General features: G+C 58.4%; 19 protein-coding genes. 11 read left to right on the top strand and 8 right to left on the bottom strand.

The features are described 5' to 3' along the window. Positions 1 to 191: 191 nt before the first annotated feature. The 4 genes from ybaK to GSQ91_RS21100 all read right to left on the bottom strand — a co-directional run bounded on the left by ybaK (position 192) and on the right by GSQ91_RS21100 (position 3,499). Complete coding sequence (gene ybaK, locus GSQ91_RS21115; RefSeq protein ID WP_158823716.1) at positions 192 to 674, bottom strand: Cys-tRNA(Pro) deacylase; 483 nt, start codon at positions 672 to 674, stop codon at positions 192 to 194. A 17-nt stretch (positions 675 to 691) separates the two neighbouring features. Next, positions 692 to 1,396 carry an ATP-binding cassette domain-containing protein gene (locus tag GSQ91_RS21110; RefSeq protein WP_254064782.1) on the bottom strand — a complete coding sequence of 235 codons (705 nt, stop codon included), beginning with the start codon at positions 1,394 to 1,396 and terminating at the stop codon, positions 692 to 694. Positions 1,397 to 1,754: 358 nt separating this feature from the next. After that, positions 1,755 to 2,222 (bottom strand): cytochrome c maturation protein CcmE, encoded by a 468-nt coding sequence (locus tag GSQ91_RS21105; protein WP_158823715.1) that lies wholly within the window; start codon positions 2,220 to 2,222, stop codon positions 1,755 to 1,757. 167 nt (positions 2,223 to 2,389) lie between these two features. Further along, positions 2,390 to 3,499, bottom strand: coding sequence for a Gfo/Idh/MocA family oxidoreductase (locus GSQ91_RS21100; RefSeq protein WP_158823714.1), 1,110 nt, complete (start codon positions 3,497 to 3,499; stop codon positions 2,390 to 2,392). A gap of 554 nt (positions 3,500 to 4,053) precedes the next feature. Between GSQ91_RS21100 and GSQ91_RS21095 the strand changes: the two genes are divergently transcribed. The 3 genes from GSQ91_RS21095 to GSQ91_RS21085 all read left to right on the top strand — a co-directional run bounded on the left by GSQ91_RS21095 (position 4,054) and on the right by GSQ91_RS21085 (position 7,915). Further along, a complete protein-coding gene (locus GSQ91_RS21095; RefSeq protein WP_158823713.1) occupies positions 4,054 to 5,553 on the top strand; it encodes a TolC family protein in 1,500 nt (499 codons plus the stop codon). A gap of 2 nt (positions 5,554 to 5,555) precedes the next feature. Continuing rightward, positions 5,556 to 6,788 carry an HlyD family secretion protein gene (locus tag GSQ91_RS21090; RefSeq protein WP_158823712.1) on the top strand — a complete coding sequence of 411 codons (1,233 nt, stop codon included), beginning with the start codon at positions 5,556 to 5,558 and terminating at the stop codon, positions 6,786 to 6,788. Positions 6,789 to 6,958: 170 nt separating this feature from the next. Next, complete coding sequence (locus GSQ91_RS21085; RefSeq protein ID WP_158823711.1) at positions 6,959 to 7,915, top strand: VTT domain-containing protein; 957 nt, start codon at positions 6,959 to 6,961, stop codon at positions 7,913 to 7,915. Positions 7,916 to 7,998: 83 nt separating this feature from the next. On the opposite strand, the gene GSQ91_RS21080 is transcribed toward GSQ91_RS21085, so the two are convergent. Next, positions 7,999 to 8,733 (bottom strand): energy transducer TonB, encoded by a 735-nt coding sequence (locus tag GSQ91_RS21080; RefSeq protein ID WP_158823710.1) that lies wholly within the window; start codon positions 8,731 to 8,733, stop codon positions 7,999 to 8,001. 224 nt (positions 8,734 to 8,957) lie between these two features. Between GSQ91_RS21080 and GSQ91_RS21075 the strand changes: the two genes are divergently transcribed. The 6 genes from GSQ91_RS21075 to GSQ91_RS21050 all read left to right on the top strand — a co-directional run bounded on the left by GSQ91_RS21075 (position 8,958) and on the right by GSQ91_RS21050 (position 16,336). Then, positions 8,958 to 10,175, top strand: a complete 1,218-nt coding sequence (locus GSQ91_RS21075) for an acyltransferase family protein (protein WP_216845351.1) — start codon at positions 8,958 to 8,960, stop codon at positions 10,173 to 10,175. 82 nt (positions 10,176 to 10,257) lie between these two features. After that, a complete protein-coding gene (locus tag GSQ91_RS21070) occupies positions 10,258 to 11,844 on the top strand; it encodes a UbiD family decarboxylase (protein ID WP_158823709.1) in 1,587 nt (528 codons plus the stop codon). Positions 11,845 to 11,870: 26 nt separating this feature from the next. Further along, a complete protein-coding gene (locus GSQ91_RS21065) occupies positions 11,871 to 12,626 on the top strand; it encodes an acyloxyacyl hydrolase (protein ID WP_158823708.1) in 756 nt (251 codons plus the stop codon). 58 nt (positions 12,627 to 12,684) lie between these two features. After that, complete coding sequence (gene mtnP, locus GSQ91_RS21060) at positions 12,685 to 13,548, top strand: S-methyl-5'-thioadenosine phosphorylase (protein WP_158823707.1); 864 nt, start codon at positions 12,685 to 12,687, stop codon at positions 13,546 to 13,548. Between the two features lie 122 nt (positions 13,549 to 13,670). Continuing rightward, entirely contained in the window at positions 13,671 to 14,597 is a 927-nt protein-coding gene (locus GSQ91_RS21055; RefSeq protein WP_158823706.1) for a PfkB family carbohydrate kinase, read from the top strand. 62 nt (positions 14,598 to 14,659) lie between these two features. Then, positions 14,660 to 16,336, top strand: coding sequence for a hypothetical protein (locus GSQ91_RS21050; RefSeq protein ID WP_216845349.1), 1,677 nt, complete (start codon positions 14,660 to 14,662; stop codon positions 16,334 to 16,336). Positions 16,337 to 16,387: 51 nt separating this feature from the next. On the opposite strand, the gene GSQ91_RS21045 is transcribed toward GSQ91_RS21050, so the two are convergent. Genes GSQ91_RS21045 through GSQ91_RS21035 form a run of 3 tightly spaced genes read right to left on the bottom strand, consistent with a single transcriptional unit; the run spans position 16,388 to position 18,225 of the window. Further along, the gene (locus tag GSQ91_RS21045; protein WP_158823705.1) at positions 16,388 to 16,927 is read right to left on the bottom strand and encodes a hypothetical protein; all 540 of its coding nucleotides are present in this window, start codon (positions 16,925 to 16,927) and stop codon (positions 16,388 to 16,390) included. Then, the gene (locus tag GSQ91_RS21040) at positions 16,911 to 17,780 is read right to left on the bottom strand and encodes an N-acetylmuramidase family protein (RefSeq protein ID WP_158823704.1); all 870 of its coding nucleotides are present in this window, start codon (positions 17,778 to 17,780) and stop codon (positions 16,911 to 16,913) included. Before GSQ91_RS21040 ends, GSQ91_RS21045 begins: the two co-directional genes overlap by 17 nt. A gap of 22 nt (positions 17,781 to 17,802) precedes the next feature. Continuing rightward, positions 17,803 to 18,225, bottom strand: coding sequence for a hypothetical protein (locus tag GSQ91_RS21035; RefSeq protein WP_158823703.1), 423 nt, complete (start codon positions 18,223 to 18,225; stop codon positions 17,803 to 17,805). 552 nt (positions 18,226 to 18,777) lie between these two features. Here GSQ91_RS21035 and GSQ91_RS21030 point away from each other — a divergent pair. Both GSQ91_RS21030 and dapF read left to right on the top strand, forming a co-directional pair. Continuing rightward, positions 18,778 to 19,554, top strand: a complete 777-nt coding sequence (locus tag GSQ91_RS21030; protein WP_158823702.1) for an MgtC/SapB family protein — start codon at positions 18,778 to 18,780, stop codon at positions 19,552 to 19,554. Next, the gene (gene dapF / locus GSQ91_RS21025) at positions 19,551 to 20,363 is read left to right on the top strand and encodes a diaminopimelate epimerase (protein ID WP_158823701.1); all 813 of its coding nucleotides are present in this window, start codon (positions 19,551 to 19,553) and stop codon (positions 20,361 to 20,363) included. The genes GSQ91_RS21030 and dapF overlap by 4 nt, the downstream gene beginning before the upstream one ends. Positions 20,364 to 20,391: the final 28 nt, after the last annotated feature.

The following is a 20,391-nucleotide window of genomic DNA, read 5'->3' as shown; positions in this document are numbered from 1 at the left end:
CTTCTTTCTGTCCGTAACCCAGGGTGGAGGCGACACGGCGAGCAAAAAGCGCTCGCCAGCCGCCTCCACCCTTGATGCAGAGCGTGATCCAAAGATTTGTGTCGCGCGCTTTGCGTCACCACTCTGGGCTGGTATATATCGCCCCTTTGGGGCTTGGACCTGTGGCGGGTTGAGTCTCTGCTGGTTCCTCATCATTTCGTCAGGTCAGCCAGCTCGGCGTTCGCGGCGCGGAGGTAGTCTGCGGGTGCCATGATGAGTTGCAGACCACGTTGGCCGGCGGAGATCGAGATGGTGTCGAAGAGTTCTATGGTCTCGTCGGCAAAGGAACGGAAGGGCTTTTTGGCGGCGAGTACGGTTACGCCGCCGCGGATGTAGCCGGTGAGCGGTTCGACTTCCTTGAGTGCGGCGAGTTCGGCGTTGCGGGCACCGGCGGTAGCAGCCAGCTTTTTGAGATCGAGTTCGCTGTCGCCAGGGATGACCGCGAAGACGTGTTCTTTGTCGCTGGTGTGGGTGAGGAGTGTCTTGAAGACCTGCTCGGGTGGCAGGCCGATCTTGTGCGCGACAGAGATGGCGGTGAGGTCGTTTGGATCGACTTCGTAGGCGCGTAGTTCGTACGCGATGCCGAGAGAGTCGAGCAGGCGGGCGGCGTTGGTCTTGGGCGGCTTCGAGGGCATGGTGAAAGGACGATTGACTACGAGTTGGTAGCGGCGAGTTGGATCTCTTCGCGTTCGACGATGCGTCCTTCGCGAAGTGTCAGGACGAGGCTGGCCAGCGGCCGCGCGAGCTCCGGCTGATGCGTGGTGAGCAGCAGTGTGCGGCGGGTACCCTCGGCGGATGGCGTAGCTAGATACTCTCGTAGCCGTTCTACCATGCTGTTCGCCGAACCTCTATCGAGGTTGGAGAAGGGTTCGTCGAGCAGGAGCAGATCGGGTTCGGTGAGGAGCACACGAGCCAGAGAGGCGCGCTGGCGCATGCCCTGTGAGTAGTCGCCAACACGTCGCGGCAGCGCGGGATCGAGGCCGACGTCGCGCAGCGCCTGTTCGGGCGAGAGGTCTTGCAGGGCAGTATCGGCATGCAGGCTGGCGAAGTAGCGCAGATTTTCGAGTGCCGTGAGCTCGTCGTACAGCATCGTTGCGTGGCTCATGGTGGCGACGCGGTGGCGCTGATCGAGTGGCTTGCCCCCAAAGACGGAGATGGTGCCGTAGGTCGGTGTCGCGAGTCCGGCGACGATCTTTAGCAGCGTGGATTTGCCTGCGCCGTTTTCCCCGAGCAGGACGACGCTCGCGCCTGCCGGAAGGCTTAGGGAGACTTCGCGGAGAGCGGCGAAGTTGCCATAGAGTCGCGAGACGCGGTCGAGGACGATGGCGGGTTCAGAGGATAAAGTGGCAGAGATCACGATGCTATTTGAGAGTATAGAGCGGCCGCTCGTGCAGAACGCGTTGGCTCAGTGAAGAGGGCGAGGAGTCTGTTCTGAGCGGAGCCGAAGGAGCCCGAAGGTTCTTATGCATCCGCGGATAGGATCAGCAAGAATTTGGTGGTTGAAAATGGCTTGGGCTGTATTGGTGAGTAGAATTCTTCGGGGTCCTTCTGACGCAAAGCGCGCCACAAACATTTGCATCGCGCTCTGCATCTGGGGTCCTTCGACTACGCGTCCCCAAAGGCCGGGACGCTCCGCTCAGGATGACGAATTTATGGCAACGAATTTATGGCAACGGAAATACAAATCCCACTGGTACAGCTACTGTGGGATTGCTCTAGCTCTGTGGCTTTGCTGCTGGGGTAAGAGCTGCGGTATTGCCTGTAGGCGCGGCACCGGGCTTGGCAGCTGGCGCGTATTTGCTGGCGCACTTGGCCTGGAGCTGCGTTGCGTGGAAGACGCCGTCGCGGCCATAGGTGCCGATGGCGAGGGCCTGAGCATCATCCTTGAAGCTGTCTGGCGGTGGCTCCGCGCCCTGGTAGTTCACACGCAGCGCTTTGCCCTGTTCCATCAGCGTAAAGGTGGCGTTGGTGCCTACGTGATTGATGCTGCCAGGTTGGACATTGCCGGCTACCCGCAGATGGCGCGTATAGGCTTTGTTCCCTAGCTGCTGAAGCTCGCTGATGGTCACGTAATACTGCTTGGTGTCGCTGGAGGCAGAGAGGGCGAGCCAGGCGACGGTGGCCAGGACGATGATGCCCGCGATGATGAACTTTGCCGGAGATTGTTGGCTCTGAGTCTTCACAATGGATTTAGTTTATCGCGTGGGCCATGTTTGCGGTGGCATAGGCAAAAAGACCTTGACGCAAAGTTCACGAAGAGAAGAGCCAAGTTTCGCCACGGCTGCCGTGGCGAAACTTGGCTTTCTTTGCAGGCTTTGCGTCAAGGCCTTTATTGAGAGAGCCTTTACCCCTAGAAGGTGACGGGCAGGGTGCGGCGTTCATGGCTGCTTTGGCGGGCGAGTTCCAGCAGCCGGATGACGCGATAGCCGTCCTCTGCGGAGATGGCCAGAGGCGCGTCGCCGCGAATGGCATCGCGGACGTTGGCGTAGAACAGCCGGTAGTCGCCGGTAACACTGGGGAAGGGAGCGCTGTCGAGCTGGATGGGTTCGCTCAGGTCCTTTGCGGCAGCGAGCGTGCCCCAGGCCGATTCGGGCTCGGGAAGCCAGGGGTCCGGAGAGCCGAGCTGCGGGGGGCGGGCGCCTCCGATCAGGGCAGCCTCCTGCGGGTCTAGGCCCTGCTTGGTGTAGCTGCCGAGCGTTCCGTGGACGCGGAAGCGAGGGGAGGGAGTGGCGGCGAGCATGGTGGCGTGGCACTCGTAACGCAGGCTGCGAGGGGCGCCATTTTCGGAGGCGATATCGTATTCGTAGACGATGTCGAAGGCGTCGTCGATATCGGTCTTGTCGCGGTCGGTACGGACGCTGGCCGTAACGCGCGCTGGTGGTCCGAAGAGTGCGAGTGCCTGGTCGGTGAGGTGGGGGCCGAGGTCGAAGAGTAGGCCGTTGGGGTCTCCTCCGGTCTCCTTCCACGTGTTTGGGCGCTGCAGGGGACGGAAGCGGTCGAAGTGGGCGAAGACCTGGGTGATACGTCCCAGAGTGCCTTCGCGATGCAGCTTGCTTACGGTGAGGAAGTCGGTATCGTAGCGGCGATTGTGGAACGGCGCGAGGATGCGGTTGTGCTGTTTGGCCAGGTCAATCAACGCACGGGCGGCAGTGCCGCTGATCGTGACCGGTTTGTCGACGACGACGTGTTTGCCGGCCTGCAATGCCTGGGAGGCGAGGTCAAAGTGGGTCTCATTCGGAGTGCCAACGACGATGAGATCGATGCCGGGGTCGGAAAAGGCCTCTTCCGGGGAGCGCAGGATGCGGGCATTGGGGTAGGCCTCGTGGGCTGTGTCCTTGCTGCGCTGGACGATGGCGGTGAGTTCCAGCCCCGGAACCGCGGCGACAAAGGGGCAGTGGAAGACTCGACCGGCGAGGCCGAAGCCGATGACAGCGGTACGGATAGGGGTGGGAGCGCTCATACCGGCTATCGTACGAAGAGCAGAGAGGAAACAGCAAACAGGAAACAGGAAACAGTAAACAGGAAACAGGAAACAGCAAACAGCAAACAGGAAACAGTAAACAGGAAACAGGAAACAGAGAACAGGGCTCAGGGCCCAGGGAACAGATAGGACTTACGCAGGAACCCAGAGATGCCTATCGCCAACCGCAAAATGTGTTCTTGCTGCAGACGAGTATGTCCTTGGAGGCATCGCAAAATACAGTGGTTTCTCCGCTCCCGTTGGTCGGTCGAAATGACAGGCTTTGGGGTGGGCCTATACGTACAACGGCAGTATTAGGCTGGGATATATGGCCCCTTTGGGGCTGAATAATCGTGCAACTCTGCGGATTTTGCGTAAGTCCTAACAGAACGGACGAAACAAAGGCCTGTTTGCTGTTTCCTGCTTTTTGGATTTCCGCAGGAAGTTTTTGCATACATCGACAAAGGAGGTGCATCTAGTACAGAGAATAGTGTTTACGTCTGGCGATGGAAGATTCAGGCCTGAGGCACTGTAAACGATTTAGCATGAGAGATATGGTCAAAGTGAACAAGCGTGCGTTTCCCGCCGCGCTCGTCTTTCTGCTGGCGGCGGTTGGCGTGCCGGCGGTGGCGCAGACGCAGAGTAGCGGTAGCAGCAGCACTGACGACTCGTCAGCCATTCAGTCGGTGACGACGGTGCAGCAGCAGCTTTCCAAGCCGGGACCGAGTGCTGCGCCCACGAACAGCATAGATTCTTCGTTCAATGGCAGCATCGTCCGCGATAAGGCTACGGATGGCGTGCTGCAACTGACGCTCGACGACGCGATGCAGCGCGGGCTGCGCAATAACCTCGGGCTGGTGTTGCAGACCTCGAATGAGAAGTCTGCCGGCGGACAGCGGTTACAGCAGCTTCAGGAGCTTCTTCCGACGGTAAGAGGATCGGCCTCGATCGAAGTCGAGCAGATCAATCTGGCAGCGTATGGATTGAAGTTTCCGGGCCTGAATCCGATCATCGGACCCTTTCAGGTGGTGGATTTCCGGGCTTACCTGACGCAGAAGCTGGTGGATGTGCAGTCGCTGGAGAATTACATCTCTTCCAAGCACAACTTTGAGGCAGCCAAGCTCACTGCGCAGGACGCACGCGATCTCGTGGTTTTGACAGTCGGCAACGCCTATCTGCTGTGCATCGCGGATGCCGCTCGTATCGAGGCGGTAAAGGCCGATATGGCGACCTCCAAGGTGTCTCTGGACCAGGCGGTCGCGGCCCACGACGCGGGCACAAGCCCCAGGCTGGATGTGCTGAGAGCGCAGGTGGACTATCAGAACGAGCAGCAGAATCTGATTGCAACGACGAACCAGTTGGCCAAGGACAAGCTGGCGCTTGCGCGAGCGATTGGTCTGCCTCTGGAGCAGAAGTACGAACTGTCCGATGCGGAGCCGTTTGCGGCGCTCGATACCCCGGATCCTGAGGCTGCATTTCAGCAGGCATTGAAGCAGCGCAAAGATCTCGCGGCGATGGCTGAACAGTTGAAGGCTGCGGAGGCGGGAAAGAAGGCTGCATTTGCCGATCAGCTGCCGTCGGCAAGCTTTAGCGGGGACTTTGGCGATATGGGAACGACGCCGGCTCACTCGCATGGGACCTATACGGCAACCGGTCAGGTATCCGCTCCGATTCTGCAGATTGCCAAGACACGCGGCGATGAAGAGGTTGCCGGGGCGCAATACGACCAGACGAAGGCGAAGCTCTCCGATCAGGTGCAGCAGGTGAATGCGGATGTTCGGGATGCGATTCTCGACATTCAGTCGTCCGCCAAGCTGGTCGATGCGGCCAAGAGCAATGTGGACCTGGCGCACGAGGCGTTGATTGAAGCGCAGGAACGATTCAAGACCGGTGTTGAAGACAGTTTGCCGGTGTCGCAGGCGTTGTCTACGGACGAGCAGGCGAATGACCAATACATTAGCGCGCTGTACCAGCACAACGTGGCGAAGCTTTCGCTCGCACGGGCGCTGGGTGCAGCGTCGACGAACTACAAAGATTATCTGGGAGGGAAGTAGGCGTGGCCGATCAGAACGAAACAAATAAACAGGACCAGTCAACAGAACAGGTTCCTGAGAAGAAGTCGAACCGCAGGGGAATCGTCATTGTCGTGGTCATCATTCTGGTGATCGCTGCAGGTTTCTATTACTGGCGCTCGACCTTTACCGAGGATACGGACGACGCGCAGGTTGATGGCGATCTGTACCAGGTAAGCGCGCGTGTTGCTGGCCAAGTGGTGCACGTCGACGTGACGGATAACCAGTGGGTAAAAGCGGGTGATCCGATTGCCGAAGTAGATCCCAAGGACTTTGAGGTTGCTTTAGCGCAGGCTCAGGCGAACCTTGCCAGCGCGCAGGCTGACCTCGAACAGGCCAGGGTGAACTTGCCCATTACCAATGTGAATGTGCGTACGAGCGTGTTTACGTCGGGTTCCACTGTGCTTGGCAGTCAGGCATCGCTGTCGCAGGCGCAGGCCAATGTGGCGGCGGCGCAGTCTCGCGTGGACCAGGCCCAGGCGAACGCCGTGAAGGCACAGTTGGACGTGGACCGTTACACGCCGCTGGTAGCTAAGGACGTTATCTCCAAGCAGCAGTTTGACGGTGCGGTACAGCAGGCTGCGGCAACGAAAGCGGCGCTGGCCGAAGCGGAGCGTTCCGTAAAGGCCCAGCAGGACCAGGTGAACTACGCACAGCAGCAAGTGTCGCAGTCCCGCTCACAGGCGCAGCAGAACGTTCAAAATGCTTCCGGCCAGGTGAAGGCGCAGGAGGCTCGCATCGCTGCGGCGGTGGCGAATGTAGCGCAGCAGCAGGCTAAAGTCGACCAGGCACAACTCAATCTCAACTATACGAAGATTGTTGCGCCGATCTCGGGCATCGTCAGCAAGAAGAATGTGGACGTTGGCGAGAACCTCAGCGTTGGACAGGACCTTCTCACGGTTGTTCCGCTGGACAACCTGTGGGTGACGGCGAACTTCAAGGAAACCCAGCTTAAGCAGATGAAGAAGGGACAAGAGGTCGACCTAAAGGTGGATGCTCTTGGCGGACGGAAATTCAAGGGTGAACTGGATCAGATCGGCGGAGCCACGGGCTCGCGGTTGAGCCTGTTCCCACCGGAGAACGCGACCGGCAACTACGTGAAGGTGGTGCAGCGTATACCGGTTCGCATCAACTTTACGAACCTTGCGGAAGACAATAAGGACCATGCGCTGCGGCCGGGAATGTCGGTAACGCCGGATGTCGCAGTGAAGCAATAAAAAAACTTTGCTAACCAATGAAAAACCTAGTCGTCCAATAAAACAGACGAGAAGAGACAGTGGCCCGGAGCAATCCGGGCCGTTTTTTTTCTTAATGCGACTCGCGGGATTTGCGAACATCTACATAGCATCAGAACATTAGGATCAAGTACGCTCGAGAGGAGGCGCTTATGAGTTCGATGATGTTTTTGCTGCTGCGCCATACCTACTCGGTGTTATTTGGTTGGGTGCTCATCGAGCAGGCTGGGCTGCCGATTCCAAGCATCCCGTTGATGCTGGCCGCGGGAACGATGAGCGCGGCCCATAAGTTGCATGTTGCCTATGCGTTACCGATTGTTATGCTGGCGTGCCTGATATCCGACTCGATGTGGTATTTCCTCGGGAAGCGTTATGGCAGCAAGGTGCTGGATCTGCTGTGCCGGTTTTCTCTGGAGGCTGCGAGTTGCGTGAGCAGAACCCAGGGAACCGTGACCAAGCGCGGCGCCTTTACGCTGCTGTTTGCGAAGTTCGTTCCTGGCCTGAGTACGATGGCTGCGCCTATCGTGGGCCAGGCGAAGATTCCATACCCGACGTTCGTTCTCTATGACATGACGGGGACGCTGATATGGGCGAGCGCTTGGCTCTTTGCCGGGCGTTTCTTTGGTGATCTGGCCAAACGCAGCACCGACTTTTTCGCCGCTCTGGGGCATTTTGCCGGCTTGCTAGTCGTTCTGATGGTCATCGCGGTGGTGGTGTACCGCGTGGTGAAGCGGCGCCAGTTTGTGTCGGAGCTGCGCGGGCTACGGCTGGAGCCGACACAACTGCTGGCCATGATCGACGACGCCAAGCGAGAGGGCAAGGATCCGCCGTTTATCGTGGATTTGCGTCACCCCCTGGACCTTCTGCCTGACCCTCGCGTGCTTCCCGGGGCTCTCCGGATTGGGCCCGATCAGTTGAAGGAGCGCAGCACCATGATTCCGCGTGATCGCGACATTGTGCTGTATTGCACGTGTCCAAGCGAGGAGACCAGCGCCAAGGTGGCGATGGAGCTTCGCCGTATGGGAGTGCGGCGCGTGCGGCCGTTGCGCGGTGGGTTGCAGGGGTGGAAGGACGCGGGCTTTCCCCTGGAGATTATTGAGTTGGTCTAAGGGTGCGAGTTGTCAGTTCTCCGTAGTGTCGTTTTACTGACAACCGAGAACTGAGAACTCGCACCATCACTTTATGGGGTTGTTTAACCGCTGATTTTGAAAGAGATGCTGAACGTGGTTTCGACCTCGGTGGGCTTGTCGTTCAGTAGATACGGCCGATAGTGAGCTGAGCGGACGGCAGCGAGCGCGGCTCCTTGGAGCAGGGCAGGCCCGCTGACGACGTGGGCGCTTTCGATCGTGCCGGTCTTGGAGATGACCGCCTGCACGATGACGATGCCTTCGGTATGCGTGGCCTTGGCAATCTGTGGGTACTCAGGACGAATCGGCGCAAGAAGCATGCCACTAGAGACACCTGTGGATATGTTCAACGGTCCCCTAGATGCCGTACCTGCAACAACCACATGGGGGGAGGGGCTACCACCACCTGAGGACAGTCCAAACGGCATGTTGGAGCTGCCAATGCCGAGGCCCAGAGGATTGGTGGGGGGAGCGTCGCCGGCATTGTTGGCTGCCATAAAGGTGCGTGTTATCTGCTGTGCGTTGGTAGGTGCCGCAGCGGCAGGTGCTGACGTAGACATGGCGTTCGTCGGAGCAAGATGGACGCGCTGTGGTGGCGGCGGTGGTGGCTCATGCGGGTGGGGTGGCGGCGCAAAGAGGGTCATCGTTGGCGCGTGTAGTTTGATGACTTCCGGATGCAGCAACGGTATGGCGACGATTGTGGTGGCGATAGCGGCTTGAATCGCGACCGAGATGACTGTGGGCCAACGGTTGCGGGTCTGGAGCACAGCGGTGGATTCGATGAGCGATTCCTCAAACATGGCAGCACCTCGAAGGAGTCGATGTGCGCATCCATGCGAGGAATGCGGTTGTTGGCTTAGACACCAGCGCTGAGTTCAATGTTCCCGGGACAGGAAACAGAGAAGAGAGAATAGAGAATAGAGAAGAGAGAACAGGGATCAGGGATGAGAGACAGTAGGCCTGCGACCATACCGTTTTCTGTTTCCTGTTTGCTACTTCCTGTTTCCTATTCGATGATGAACAGATGGCATCTCTTCAAACGGTTTCTCCGGCAGAGACGACGGTGGTGAAGCCGGTGCGTGTGCTATCGGTAGACGTCTTGCGCGGCATCACCATTGCTCTGATGATTCTGGTGAACGATCCAGGGGACTGGGGGCATGTGTTCGCGCAGCTGGACCACGCTACGTGGAATGGCTGGACGCTGACCGATACCGTGTTTCCGACGTTCCTGTTTCTGATGGGCGCGTCGATTATGTTTTCGCTGGAAGCTCGTGCGTCGCGAGGGAACTGCAAAAAGACGCTTGCTGGACACATCTTTGTTCGGGCGGTGAAGATCTTTGCCCTGTACTGGCTGATGGTGTTCTTCCCGAAGATGCACTGGTCGGTGCGGTTGTTTGGCGTGCTGCCGCGGATTGCGTTGTGCTATCTGCTAGTAGGACTGTTGTTGCTGTTCACGCGGCGCGTGCGCGTGCTGGTTGTGATTACCGCGGTGCTTCTCGTGGGCTATTGGGTGCTGCTGCGGTGGGTTCCCGTGCCGGGGCTTGGACTGCCGGGACGGGATATTCAATTCATGGACCAGAACGCCAATCTGGCCTCGTGGATCGACCGGGGATTCAGCGCGTGGACGCTTCGGTGGCTGCATACGGGAACCCTGTACCGGGGAACGCGCGATCCTGAGGGGTTGCTGAGTACGCTGCCTTCGGTGGCGACGACGCTGCTGGGTTCGTTGACGGGAATGTGGATGCTCCGCAGCCAGCGCGTTGCCGGTGGGATGCGTCGGATGCGCCTTGGGCTGGTGGTTGCGGGCGTCGTTGGAGTGGCTGCCGGCGAACTTTGGTCGCTATGGTTTCCGATCAACAAAAACCTGTGGACTTCAAGCTATGTGTTGCTCATGGCGGGATTGGCGGCGTTTCTGCTGGCTCTTTGCTCCTGGTGGATCGATGGCCGGACTCAGCCGTGGCCTCGCTGGTTGCAGGTCTCGAGCTGGCCGTGGCTGGTGTTTGGATCGAATGCCATTCTGGCGTACACGGTGTCAGTTGTGCTGGTAAAGGCTGGGGCGTTTATCAAGATCGCAGATTCGCATGACAACCGGCATAACCTTTTGTGGGTGATCTATGTGAACCTCTTTGCCCGGCATGGCTCGACGGACTGGACGTCGCTGGCGTTCGCGGTATGCTTCGTGATGGTTTGCTTTTTGCCGAACTGGTTGTTGTGGCGGAAGAAGATTTTTCTAAAGCTGTAGCGTCAGTAGCTCATGGACGGCGGGACTGAAGTCCCGCCCCTGCAAAACGAAGGCAAGATTCAAGATTGTAGAGGAGTTGATTTTGGGATACGAGAGTTTGCGGGATTGGTTGAAGGCGCTGGATCGGGCGGGCGAGTTGACGCACGTGAAGGCTGAGGTGTCGCCGATTCTGGAGATGGCCGAGATTGCCGATCGTGCCGCCAAGAGCGGTAAGGGCACGGCCAAGGCCGGTGGCCCGGCGCTGTTGTTTGAGAATGTAAAGGGCTACAAGGGCGCGCAGGTGTTGATGAATCAATTCGGCAGCGAGCGGCGAATGAAGATGGCGCTCGAGGTCGAGGGCTTGGACGATATTGCCAAGCGCATCGAGACGCTGCTGCATCCGGTGGCGCCGACAGGCTTCATGGACAAGTTGAAGATGCTGCCGATGCTGGCCGAGGTGGGTGGATTTTTCCCGAAGCGTGTGGAAGCGAAGAATGCGCCGTGCAAGGAAGTGATTCTTCGCGGAGAAGACGTGGATGTACTGAAGTTCCCGGTGTTGCAGACCTGGCCGCAGGATGGAGGAAGGTTCATCACGCTGCCCTGCGTAGTTACGCGCGATCCGAAGTCAGGCAAGCGCAATGTCGGCATGTACCGCATGCAAGTCTATGACGGCCAGACGACGGGCATGCACTGGCAACGGCAGAAGGTCGCGGCCGAGCACTTTCGCGAGCGCATGCGGGGCGCGACTCAGGACGCCGCAGGTGCGGTCGATGTGATGGCGTTGACTGCGGGGGGAACGACCGCTGCTATCGATACGAGCAGCGTTCCGCAGACGGTGCTGACCAAGATTCGTGGTGAGCGTATGGAGGTTGCCGTGGCGATCGGCACCGATCCGGCAACGACGTTTTCGGCCATTGTGCCGGCGCCGCCCGAGGTTGAGGAGTATCTGATTGCGGGCTTTTTGCGGCAGAAGGCCGTGGAGATTGTGAAGTGCGAGACCGTTGATCTCGAGGTCCCGGCGACTGCGGAGATCGTGCTCGAGGGGTACGTTGAGCTGGGCGAACTGCGTACCGAGGGACCTTTCGGTGACCACACGGGCTTTTACACCATGCAGGACGAGTATCCGGTCTTCCACATTACCTGCATTACGCACCGCAAGAATCCGATCTATGCGGCGACGGTGGTGGGCAAGCCTCCGATGGAGGACGCATGGATGGGCAAGGCCGTGGAGCGCATCTTTCTGCCACTGATGAAGCTGACGCTGCCGGAGATCGTGGATGTGAACCTGCCGGCGGAGGGGGTGTTTCACAATCTGATGATCGTGAGCATCCGCAAGAGCTACGCAGGCCACGCGCGCAAGGTAATGAATGGTATCTGGGCGATGGGGCAGGCGATGTTCACCAAGTGCGTGATCGTCGTGGATGAAGACTGCGATGTGCAGGACCTGGCCGAGGTGACACTGCGGGTGACGAATAATATCGACCCCGAGCGCGATATTCAGTTCACGCTCGGACCGGTGGACTCTCTGGATCACGCGTCGCGGCTGCCAAATTTTGGCAGCAAGATGGGGATAGACGCGACACGGAAGTGGGCGGCGGAGGGTTTCACCCGGCTATGGCCGCAGATGCTGACGATGCCGGATGAGGTGAGGGCGAAGGTGGACAGTATCTGCAAGGGGCTTGGAATTTAGCAGGGAATTCAATAGGCGGGGATTGAATGAGAGCTTGTGTGTGGGGCGTCGTGTTTGTTTGGTTGGTCCTTGCAGGGAGCCTATCGGCTCAACAGGCAGACGAGTTCAGCAGGAAGAACACGTGGACGGTGTTTGCGGAGTATTCGAATACGTCGAGTCCCATTTTGATGGGCTCGGCACGGCAGCGCAAGCTCGCCGATCTGGGCGGTGCCTACACTCGGAGAGTGGTGCGCTTCTGGGGATCGGACCTGAGCTATCACGTTGAGGTGCGACCGGTGATGTTTGAGAGCGATCCGGTACAGATCATTAAGGAGACGACGACCCTGCAGGTGCCGAACGCCCCCGTAACCACCTCAGAGACTTCAACGACGGCTGTAGTCGGTCCGTGTAGGCCTTCTTCAAGCTCGATAAGCTTCCCGCCCAGTAACGGCTTTCCTGGAGTGACTGAAAACTTCAACGATATTTGCGGTCGCCAGTGGACGTTTGCTCAGGCGTTTTCGCCGCTCGGGTTCAAGTATTCGATGAGAACGCGGCACCCAGTGCAGCCTTTTATCGTCGGGACGCTGGGTTATATGTATTCAAGCCGCCCGATTCCGCTTGCCGATGCCGAGGCGTTCAACTTCCTATTCAACTTTGGCGCTGGTGTTGAAGTCTTCCGCTCGAAGAAAAGGTCGGTTTCGCTGGAGTGCCGGTATAACCACTTTTCCAATAGAGACACAGCGCCAGCGAATCCTGGGACAGACAATGTCATGTTCAAGGCGTCCTACAGCTTTGGACGCTAGGTGAACGATATACTGGAGATTGCGTGTCATAGCGCAAAGTTTGCATGAGGAGACAGGTTTGCCGAAGGCAGAGATTGGAATTATCGGTGGCAGTGGCTTGTATGGCATGGCCGGACTTACGGACGTACGCGAAGAGCGTGTAGAGACACCGTTTGGAGACCCCAGCGATCCTTTTGTCCTAGGTAAGCTCGAAGGGCGCGATGTCGCCTTCCTGGCACGGCATGGCAAGGGCCATCGCATTCTGCCCAGCGAGTTGAACTTCAAGGCGAACATCTATGCGTTGAAGAAGCTCGGCGTGACGAGCATTCTGAGTGTGAGCGCGGTAGGCAGCCTGAAGGAAGAGCACAAGCCTACGGACTTTGTGATTCCCGACCAGTTCATCGATCGCACCTTTGACCGCACAGCGACGTTCTTTGGTGATGGGGTCGTGGGTCATGTGGGGTTTGGTGATCCGGTATGCCCGATTGTGACCGATGTGTTCGCGAAGGCCTGCGAAGAGGTGGGCGTCGTTGGCAAAAAGGGCGGCACCTATGTGTGCATGGAAGGCCCACAGTTTTCGACCCGCGCTGAGTCGAACCTCTATCGTTCGTGGGGCGCGGATGTGATCGGCATGACTAACCTGCAGGAGGCGAAGCTCGCTCGTGAAGCTGAGATCAGCTATGCCACGCTGGCGATGGTGACCGACTACGATTGCTGGCGCGAAGGCCACGACGATGTGACTATCGAGCAGATCGTTGCGGTGATGCACCAGAACTCCGGCAACGCGCAGAAGGTGGTAAAGGCTGCAGTGCGGTTGATGCCTACGGACCTGAGTGCAAGCCCTGCGCAGACAGCAGCGAAGTTCGCCATCATGACGGATAAAGCTGTGATTCCGGCAGAGACCAAGGCGAAGCTGGATGTGTTGTTTGGGAAGTATTGGTAGGGTCGCCGCTTCGGGGGCTTTGTTCCGCGAAGAGCTGAGAGGGATTGAGCGAAGAGCCAAAGCTTGTTTCGTTCAGTTTTGAGTTTTGAGTTAATCAGTTTTGAGTGATTTGGGGGAAAGATTTGTCGATTCTAGTGGTAGGTTCAGTAGCGTTCGATTCTCTGGAGACGCCGAGCGGTAAGCGTGAGCGTGTGCTGGGTGGTGCGGCGACGCACTTCGCCCTGGCTGCCAGTTTCTTTACCGATGTGCGTGTTGTCGGCGTGGTGGGTGAGGATTTTCTGCCTGAGTATGAGCTGGTATTGACGTCGAAGGGCGTCGATACGACTGGCATTGAGCGTGCGCCGGGCAAGAGTTTTCATTGGACGGGAAGCTACGTGAAGGACCTCAATGAGGCCGATACGCTGGCGACGGACCTGAATGTGTTTGCGGAGTTCTCACCCAAGATTCCGGAGAGCTACAAGGACTCGGAGTATCTGTTTCTGGCCAATATCGATCCGGTATTGCAGGCGCAGGTGCGGGCGCAGATGCCGAACGCGAAGATGGTTGCGGGCGACACGATGAACTACTGGATCAGTGCGCATCGCGAGAACCTGCTGAAGGTGCTCCGCGAGCTGGATGTACTGGTTATCAATGACAAAGAAGTGCGGATGTTGAGCGGCGAGACGAATGCGCTGGTTGCTGCACGGAAGGTGCTGGAGTTGGGGCCGAAGTCGCTGGTGGTGAAGTATGGCGAGCACGGTTCGGCGGCGTACTTCTCCAAGGACAGCTTCAGCGATGGGGAGACGCGTAAGCTGTTCCGTGCTCCGGCAACGCCCCAGGAAGAGGTTGTGGACCCGACCGGCGCGGGCGACTCGTTTGCGGGTGGCTTCTATGGATACATTGCGTCGCAGGGCAAGCTGACGCCTGAGGTCTTCCGGACGGCGATGTTCTATGGCTGCGTTCTGGGATCGCTTTCGGTAGAGGAGTTTGGTACGGCAAGGCTACAGCGGACTACGCGGGCGGAGATCGAAGAGCGGTTCCAGCATCTGAAGGAAATCTCGCACCTGTAGTACAAAGTGAACGCACATCCGTTTCGGATTGAACGGAGAGACGTGTGCTGGAGGAAGGCATCGTGAGGCAGAGGCGTTGGTTGCCGGCTGAGACCGTGGTCGTTGATCCTGAGGCGGTGCGTCCAGTCACTCGTGGCGAGACGCATATCTTCTTTACCGCGGGCATTCTGCTGGGCTTTTTCGCGCTGATGGTCTGTTCCGCGAAGGGCTACATTCTGCTCTACGGCGATGCTGTCGCGCATCTGGGAATTGCGCGGCGGATCGTCGATGCCCGCTATCCTGGGCTGGCCCAGATTGGCGGGGTCTGGCTACCGCTGCCGCATCTGCTGATCGTGCCGTTCATCGGCAAGATGTCGATGTGGCAGAGCGGCATGGCTGCGGTGCCGATGTCGATTCTGAGCTATGCGGCCAGCGTTGCTGGGGTGTGGCGGCTTGGGCGCAGGATGATGCGTGCGCGCTGGGCCATCGTGGCAACAGCGTTTTACGCTCTGAACCCGAACCTGCTGTATCTCGCTACGACGGCGATGACCGAGGCGCTGTTTCTCGCCCTGCTGGTCTGGACCGTCGTTGCAACGGTGGAGGGCATCGCCGCACTGCGAGCAGGGCAGGTAGGTGTGGCCCGGATGCGCATGCTGTTGGCGGGCCTGTTGATTCTGGGGCAGGTGTTTACTCGCTACGACGGCTGGATCGTCGGCGCAGTGGTGTGGTGCTGCTTTGCGGTTGCGATCTGGCGCAGTGAAGAAGCTGTGCGGCGGCAGTTGATGCCTGTATTCCTGATCTTTACGGTGATGTGCGTTGCGGGGCCGCTGGTGTGGTTCTGGTACAACCATCACTTCGAGCACGACTGGCTCGACTTCCTGCGTGGGCCGTATTCGGCGAAGCAGATTGAGCGCAAGACCGCGCCTCCGGGGCAGCACTATCGCGGCTGGCATAACGTTGGCTGGGCGCTGTTGTTCTACACTCGCACGGCGCAGATCGATGCCGCGGCGTGGGAGACAGGTTTCGGGCTGATGCTGGCGGCGATCTATGGGCTTTGGCTGGCAGGGAAGAGGCGTGCGACGGCGCAGGCTCAGAGTCTCGGCGAGACATTTGCGCTGCTGTTGTGGGTGCCGCTGCCGTTTTACATCTACTCGGTCGCGTATGGCTCGGTGCCGATCTTTATTCCGCAGCTCTGGCCGCACTCATATTACAACGCTCGCTATGGCATGGAGATGCTGCCGTCGTTGAGCCTCTATGCTGCGCTGGCGGCGGAGAGGCTGGATGTCTGGCTGCGTGCGGCGAAGCCTGAAAAGTGGGCGCGCCTGTGGCAGCCTGCAGCGCTGCTCCTCTGCGCTGCCAACTGCGCTGTGATGATCTATCGAATCCCTCCGGTGCTCAAGGAGGGGATCGTGAATGCGACGACGCGAGTGCCATTTGAGCACCAGCTCGCGGTAGTGATGGAGGAGATGCCGCCCGACGTGCCGATTATGATGTCGACCTCCGCGCATATTGGTGCGGTACAGGTCGCGGGACGGACGCTGCGCAGTATGATCAGCGAAAATGACAGCGACTCCTGGCAGGCGGGGTTGGCGGATCCGGCGGGCAGCGCGGCGTATGTCATCGCGATGAAGGGTGACCCGGTGGAAGCGGCGGTGAAGGCGCATCCGCAGGGTCTGGCGGAGCTTGAGGTGATCTGCACGACAGGCCAGCCTTGTGCGAAGGTGTACCAGTCGACCAGTTGGGCGGGAAATAAGAAATAAGCCCAGGGAGATAGGAAGCATCCGGCAGGTGGTTGAAGGCGTTGAGAGGTACTACTTGAAGTCGACCGTGTCCATTGTGTAGTGCCCCACTCGCGGATCCCAGCGCACCGTAAATGTCTGTAGAAATGGGTGTGGGCCAGCGCTCATATCCCCGGTGAATTCAAACATCGGCTTACCGCCCGGAATACGATGTAGCCGCACTGCCGCTATGTCTGCGCACCCAAACGGCGTATCACCTTGCCCATCGAGGGGATTGAAAAATTGGATGGGGCCGCTCGGCGGAATGAGGTATACACCGCAGCCACCGATGGAAACCCCTTGGCTAGGGTGCGGATCCTGGAAAGCAATAGAAACCAGGTTAGTCTCCCCCTCCCCATGCAACATCAGGCGAAAGCTCTGTTTGGGGTCCACATAGAAAATCTTAGCTGTGGGTGATATGAGCTTGGGGTCTAGCCGAGCTTTGAGGTGGATCAACTGTGCGGGTGGGATAAGGGTCAAGCGCTCGGTGGGATCTCGTGGAGGTGCTTGCGCGAACATCAAATGGCTGGCTGCAAGCGCGGCGGTGGCCGCGAACCTAAGAAAAACGTGCATATGCCTTTGCGAGCTGTGTGTCATAGTGGTTTATTTTAAAGTGCTTGCCGTTGTAGTGGAGGGCAAACTGTGCCCAGTCCTTTTTTTGGAGCGCTACAAGCCGGGCGTGGTTCGACTTGACGAAGTGAACGAAGGTGTCTTTCTGCTGCTGTATCGATCCACATACGGCCCGGATAAATGCTCCGACGCTTTCGCATCCCGCTTCGTGGAAGTTATCGCCCAGAATCTGGAAACCTCCCCAGGAGGTTGCACGGAGAGCTGGGATGGGATCCAGGGCGTATGCGTGTTGCAGGCGTACATACTGATCCAGTTCAGGCCAGGAGTAACCGCCCGGGGCTGGATTGGAGATGGCGGGGAAATGAGCGTCATACCGCCGAAAAGTGAATTGGCTGAAAAGGTGGCGCTCAAACAGAATGGTAGGGCGGCCCTTCTTGTCATACGGCAGTTTCCCTGATTCTACAAACTGGACGGCTTTGACTGCGGCGACCTCGCATTCGAGTGCTTTCGCTATATCGATGAAATCCTGATCGGAAAATGAATCGGGCCCCATCAAAGGAAGAAAAAGGATACCGCCCAGCGCGCCAGCCAAAAGGTGCAGAGGAGTGGTCTGCGACAGTCTCCAGAAGGTCTCGTCCCCGGGACGGATCACTCCCGTCGCAAACCGCTGACGCATGATGCGCCGCTGATAGTCAAGGATGGCAGCGGCGGTTGCGGAGTCGAAGCTACCGTCGTTGGAGAAACGAACCCGCACCATCCCATGCTGGTGCAATAAACGTTGCACCGTACGGACATCCAGTTCCCGGTTTGCCTGCCTTGGACCTACGGCGTCCAGCAGAATATTGCCGATCATCATCGATCCCCGGTGTCGTAAGTCTTCAGTTGCCGATGGTCATTTCGGTGTATTGGTTGTTGGATAGTGTGGGCTGCACCGAGATTGACAAAACGTGATTACCCCCGCCGCCACTTGTCACAATCCATGAACTCACCCAGCCTTTGAAACTAAGGCTCAGAATCGCCTCGTTGCGGTTTTCATCGGTCCAGAATTCGATCTTTATGTTTTTGATCTTGTCCTTAGTGGGCAGGTAGCAGAGCTCGTAAAGCTGCTTGACCGTAGCGAAGGGGACGGCATGCTGGTCGTGAATGTCGGCTGAAAACTCCAATGTGGGCACCATAGACCCCATCACCGGCATGCCACTCGTCCCATCCTGAACGCTGGTGATACCGGCTGTGCTCGAAAACACATTAACGGTCATGTCGTCGATTTTGAGACTTGCATTGGACGGATACTTGCTTGCCATCGCGGGTCGCTCCTCACCTTTGGCTAGTTGCTGTGCGGTAGGTACTTTACCGGTTGCTCTTTTGCGGTGGCCAACAGCCAAGGTACACCACGGGCATCACCAAACGCGTCTTATGGCGGACTGGCGTAGATGTTGTTGTCGAATAGTGAACCGGGCCCAGCTCCATACCCTTGTATTGTACTGCTGCTGAAAGAACTTGAATTGAACCGCTCTTATCCCCTGAGGAAATTTGTCGTTTACCGAGTGCAGGGGGCCATTTATGCGAGTTCTTTGCGCGTGAGTAGGTGGCGATAGCACCCTCGGACACTCCTGTTTATGACGATACGCAGACGAATTAGCAGCAAATATGCCCTTTTGTACTGAAAATATCCACCTTCGTCCTTTGCTTGCCTGTTTTGGGTAAGTACTAGACGATGGTGTCGATATGGTGTCGATATAGATGAACCTCAAATACGCCAGGATGATGGATACGTCACCCTCCGTCTTACTCGTGGAAAAGAGTCTCTTCGGAGTTTCGGTGATACACCGCCGTCGGAGTAGTATTCTGACCCGATGGTAGATCCGAGTCACATCCACTTCTCGACATTTGAGCAGCTGAGCCTTTCAGGGGCCGCGTTCAAGCGGATGCTGATGGCGTGCGCGATGGGCGGCATCGTCGGCATCGAGCGCGAGTGGCGGCATAAGGACTCGGGGCTACGCACCAACATGCTGATCTGCATGGGCTCGGCGCTGTTTACGATCATGAGCGTGGTGCTGAGTGGGGATTCCACCGCTAACCACGGCCAGGTTGCGGCGAACATCGTGCAGGGCGTTGGGTTTCTGGGTGCCGGGTTGATTCTGCATACGAAGAATCGCGTGCTGGGGCTGACCAGTGCCGCGACGGTGTTTGTGGTGGCGGCGATCGGCATGACCTGCGGTACGGGGCTGTACATCGATGCCCTGATCGCAACAGTGATGGTGTTGGTGGCGCTACAGTTTGTGGGAGCTGTGGAGAGCAAGCTAGGCTGGAAGCGCTATCCGATGATTTACGAGGTGCGCGCCGATGTTGGCTCGGCACTGTCGAAGGAGATTGTGGGAACAGAGCGGGCAGCGGCTCTGGCTGAGGGGGTTGAATCCGCCTTGCATCGGATGCAGCGCGCGATCCTGACGGTACTGGATTCGGCAAATCAGCGGCTGGCTGTGCTGGAACGCGATAACGTGGCTGGCATGGAGCGGGTCGCATTTACGGTAGTGGCTACTCGCCGGACGCATGATCGCCTGCTGAGGGAATTGCGGGCAAGTGATGCGACCGATCAGGTTGCGGTGTTTCGAGATACGGAGGAAGAGTGAGCAGGATCGAGTTTGTAAAGGCGCACGCGTGCGGCAACGATTTTTTAGTCATTGAAGAAGCCGCTGCAGCAGGCAGGCACGAGGCAATGGCAGTGAAGCTGTGCGCGCGCAATACGGGCATTGGAGCGGATGGGATTGAGTTTCTCGATCGCCGCCCGGATGGTTCGTTGTTTCTGAGGTTGTTCAATGCGGATGGCAGCGAAGCCGAGTTGAGTGGCAACGGTACGCGCTGTGTTGCGGCATGGCTGGCTGCAAGCGAAGGCCTCAAGGAGGTTGCTCTGGGGACGCATGGCGGCGTGAGGACTTGCCGCCTGGTGGAGCGCAAGGGGGCGGAGTGGTGGATCGAAAGCGCGATGGGCGTGCCTCGCGTGATGTCGCGTTCGATTGTGATTGCGGGTGTGGACGGCGCGATTGAAGGCGCCATGGTGAATGTCGGGAACCCGCACTATGTGATCTTTGTGGAGAGGGAAGACTTCAGCAGTCATGGACTGAGTTGGCAGGAACTAGGCGCAAAGATCAGCATCGATCCGCTCTTCAAGTTCGGGACGAATGTGGAGTTTGTTCGTGTGCTGGGGCCGCATGAGATTGCGTTTCGTATCTATGAGCGTGGCTGCGGGCCAACGACCTCATCGGGAACGGGAACGTGCGCATCGTCGGCTGCGGCCATGACGCTGCGCGAGGTTGCCCGTGAGCTTTCGGCGGCGGCACAGGGAGGAACGCAGCGGGTAGTGTGGCCGGACAGCGCGAGCGAGATGATGCTGACAGGGCCGGCGGAGATCATCTGTAAGGGCGAGGTGGAGTTTGCGTGATGGGTTGAGGCTGCGGCGCGGATCGCGT

Source organism: Granulicella sp. S156 (genome assembly GCF_009766105.1).
In the GTDB taxonomy this organism is placed as follows: Bacteria; Acidobacteriota; Terriglobia; order Terriglobales; family Acidobacteriaceae; genus Granulicella.
The sequence above is the reverse complement of the archived record's forward strand: the minus strand, read 5'-3'. Positions and strand labels throughout refer to the sequence as shown.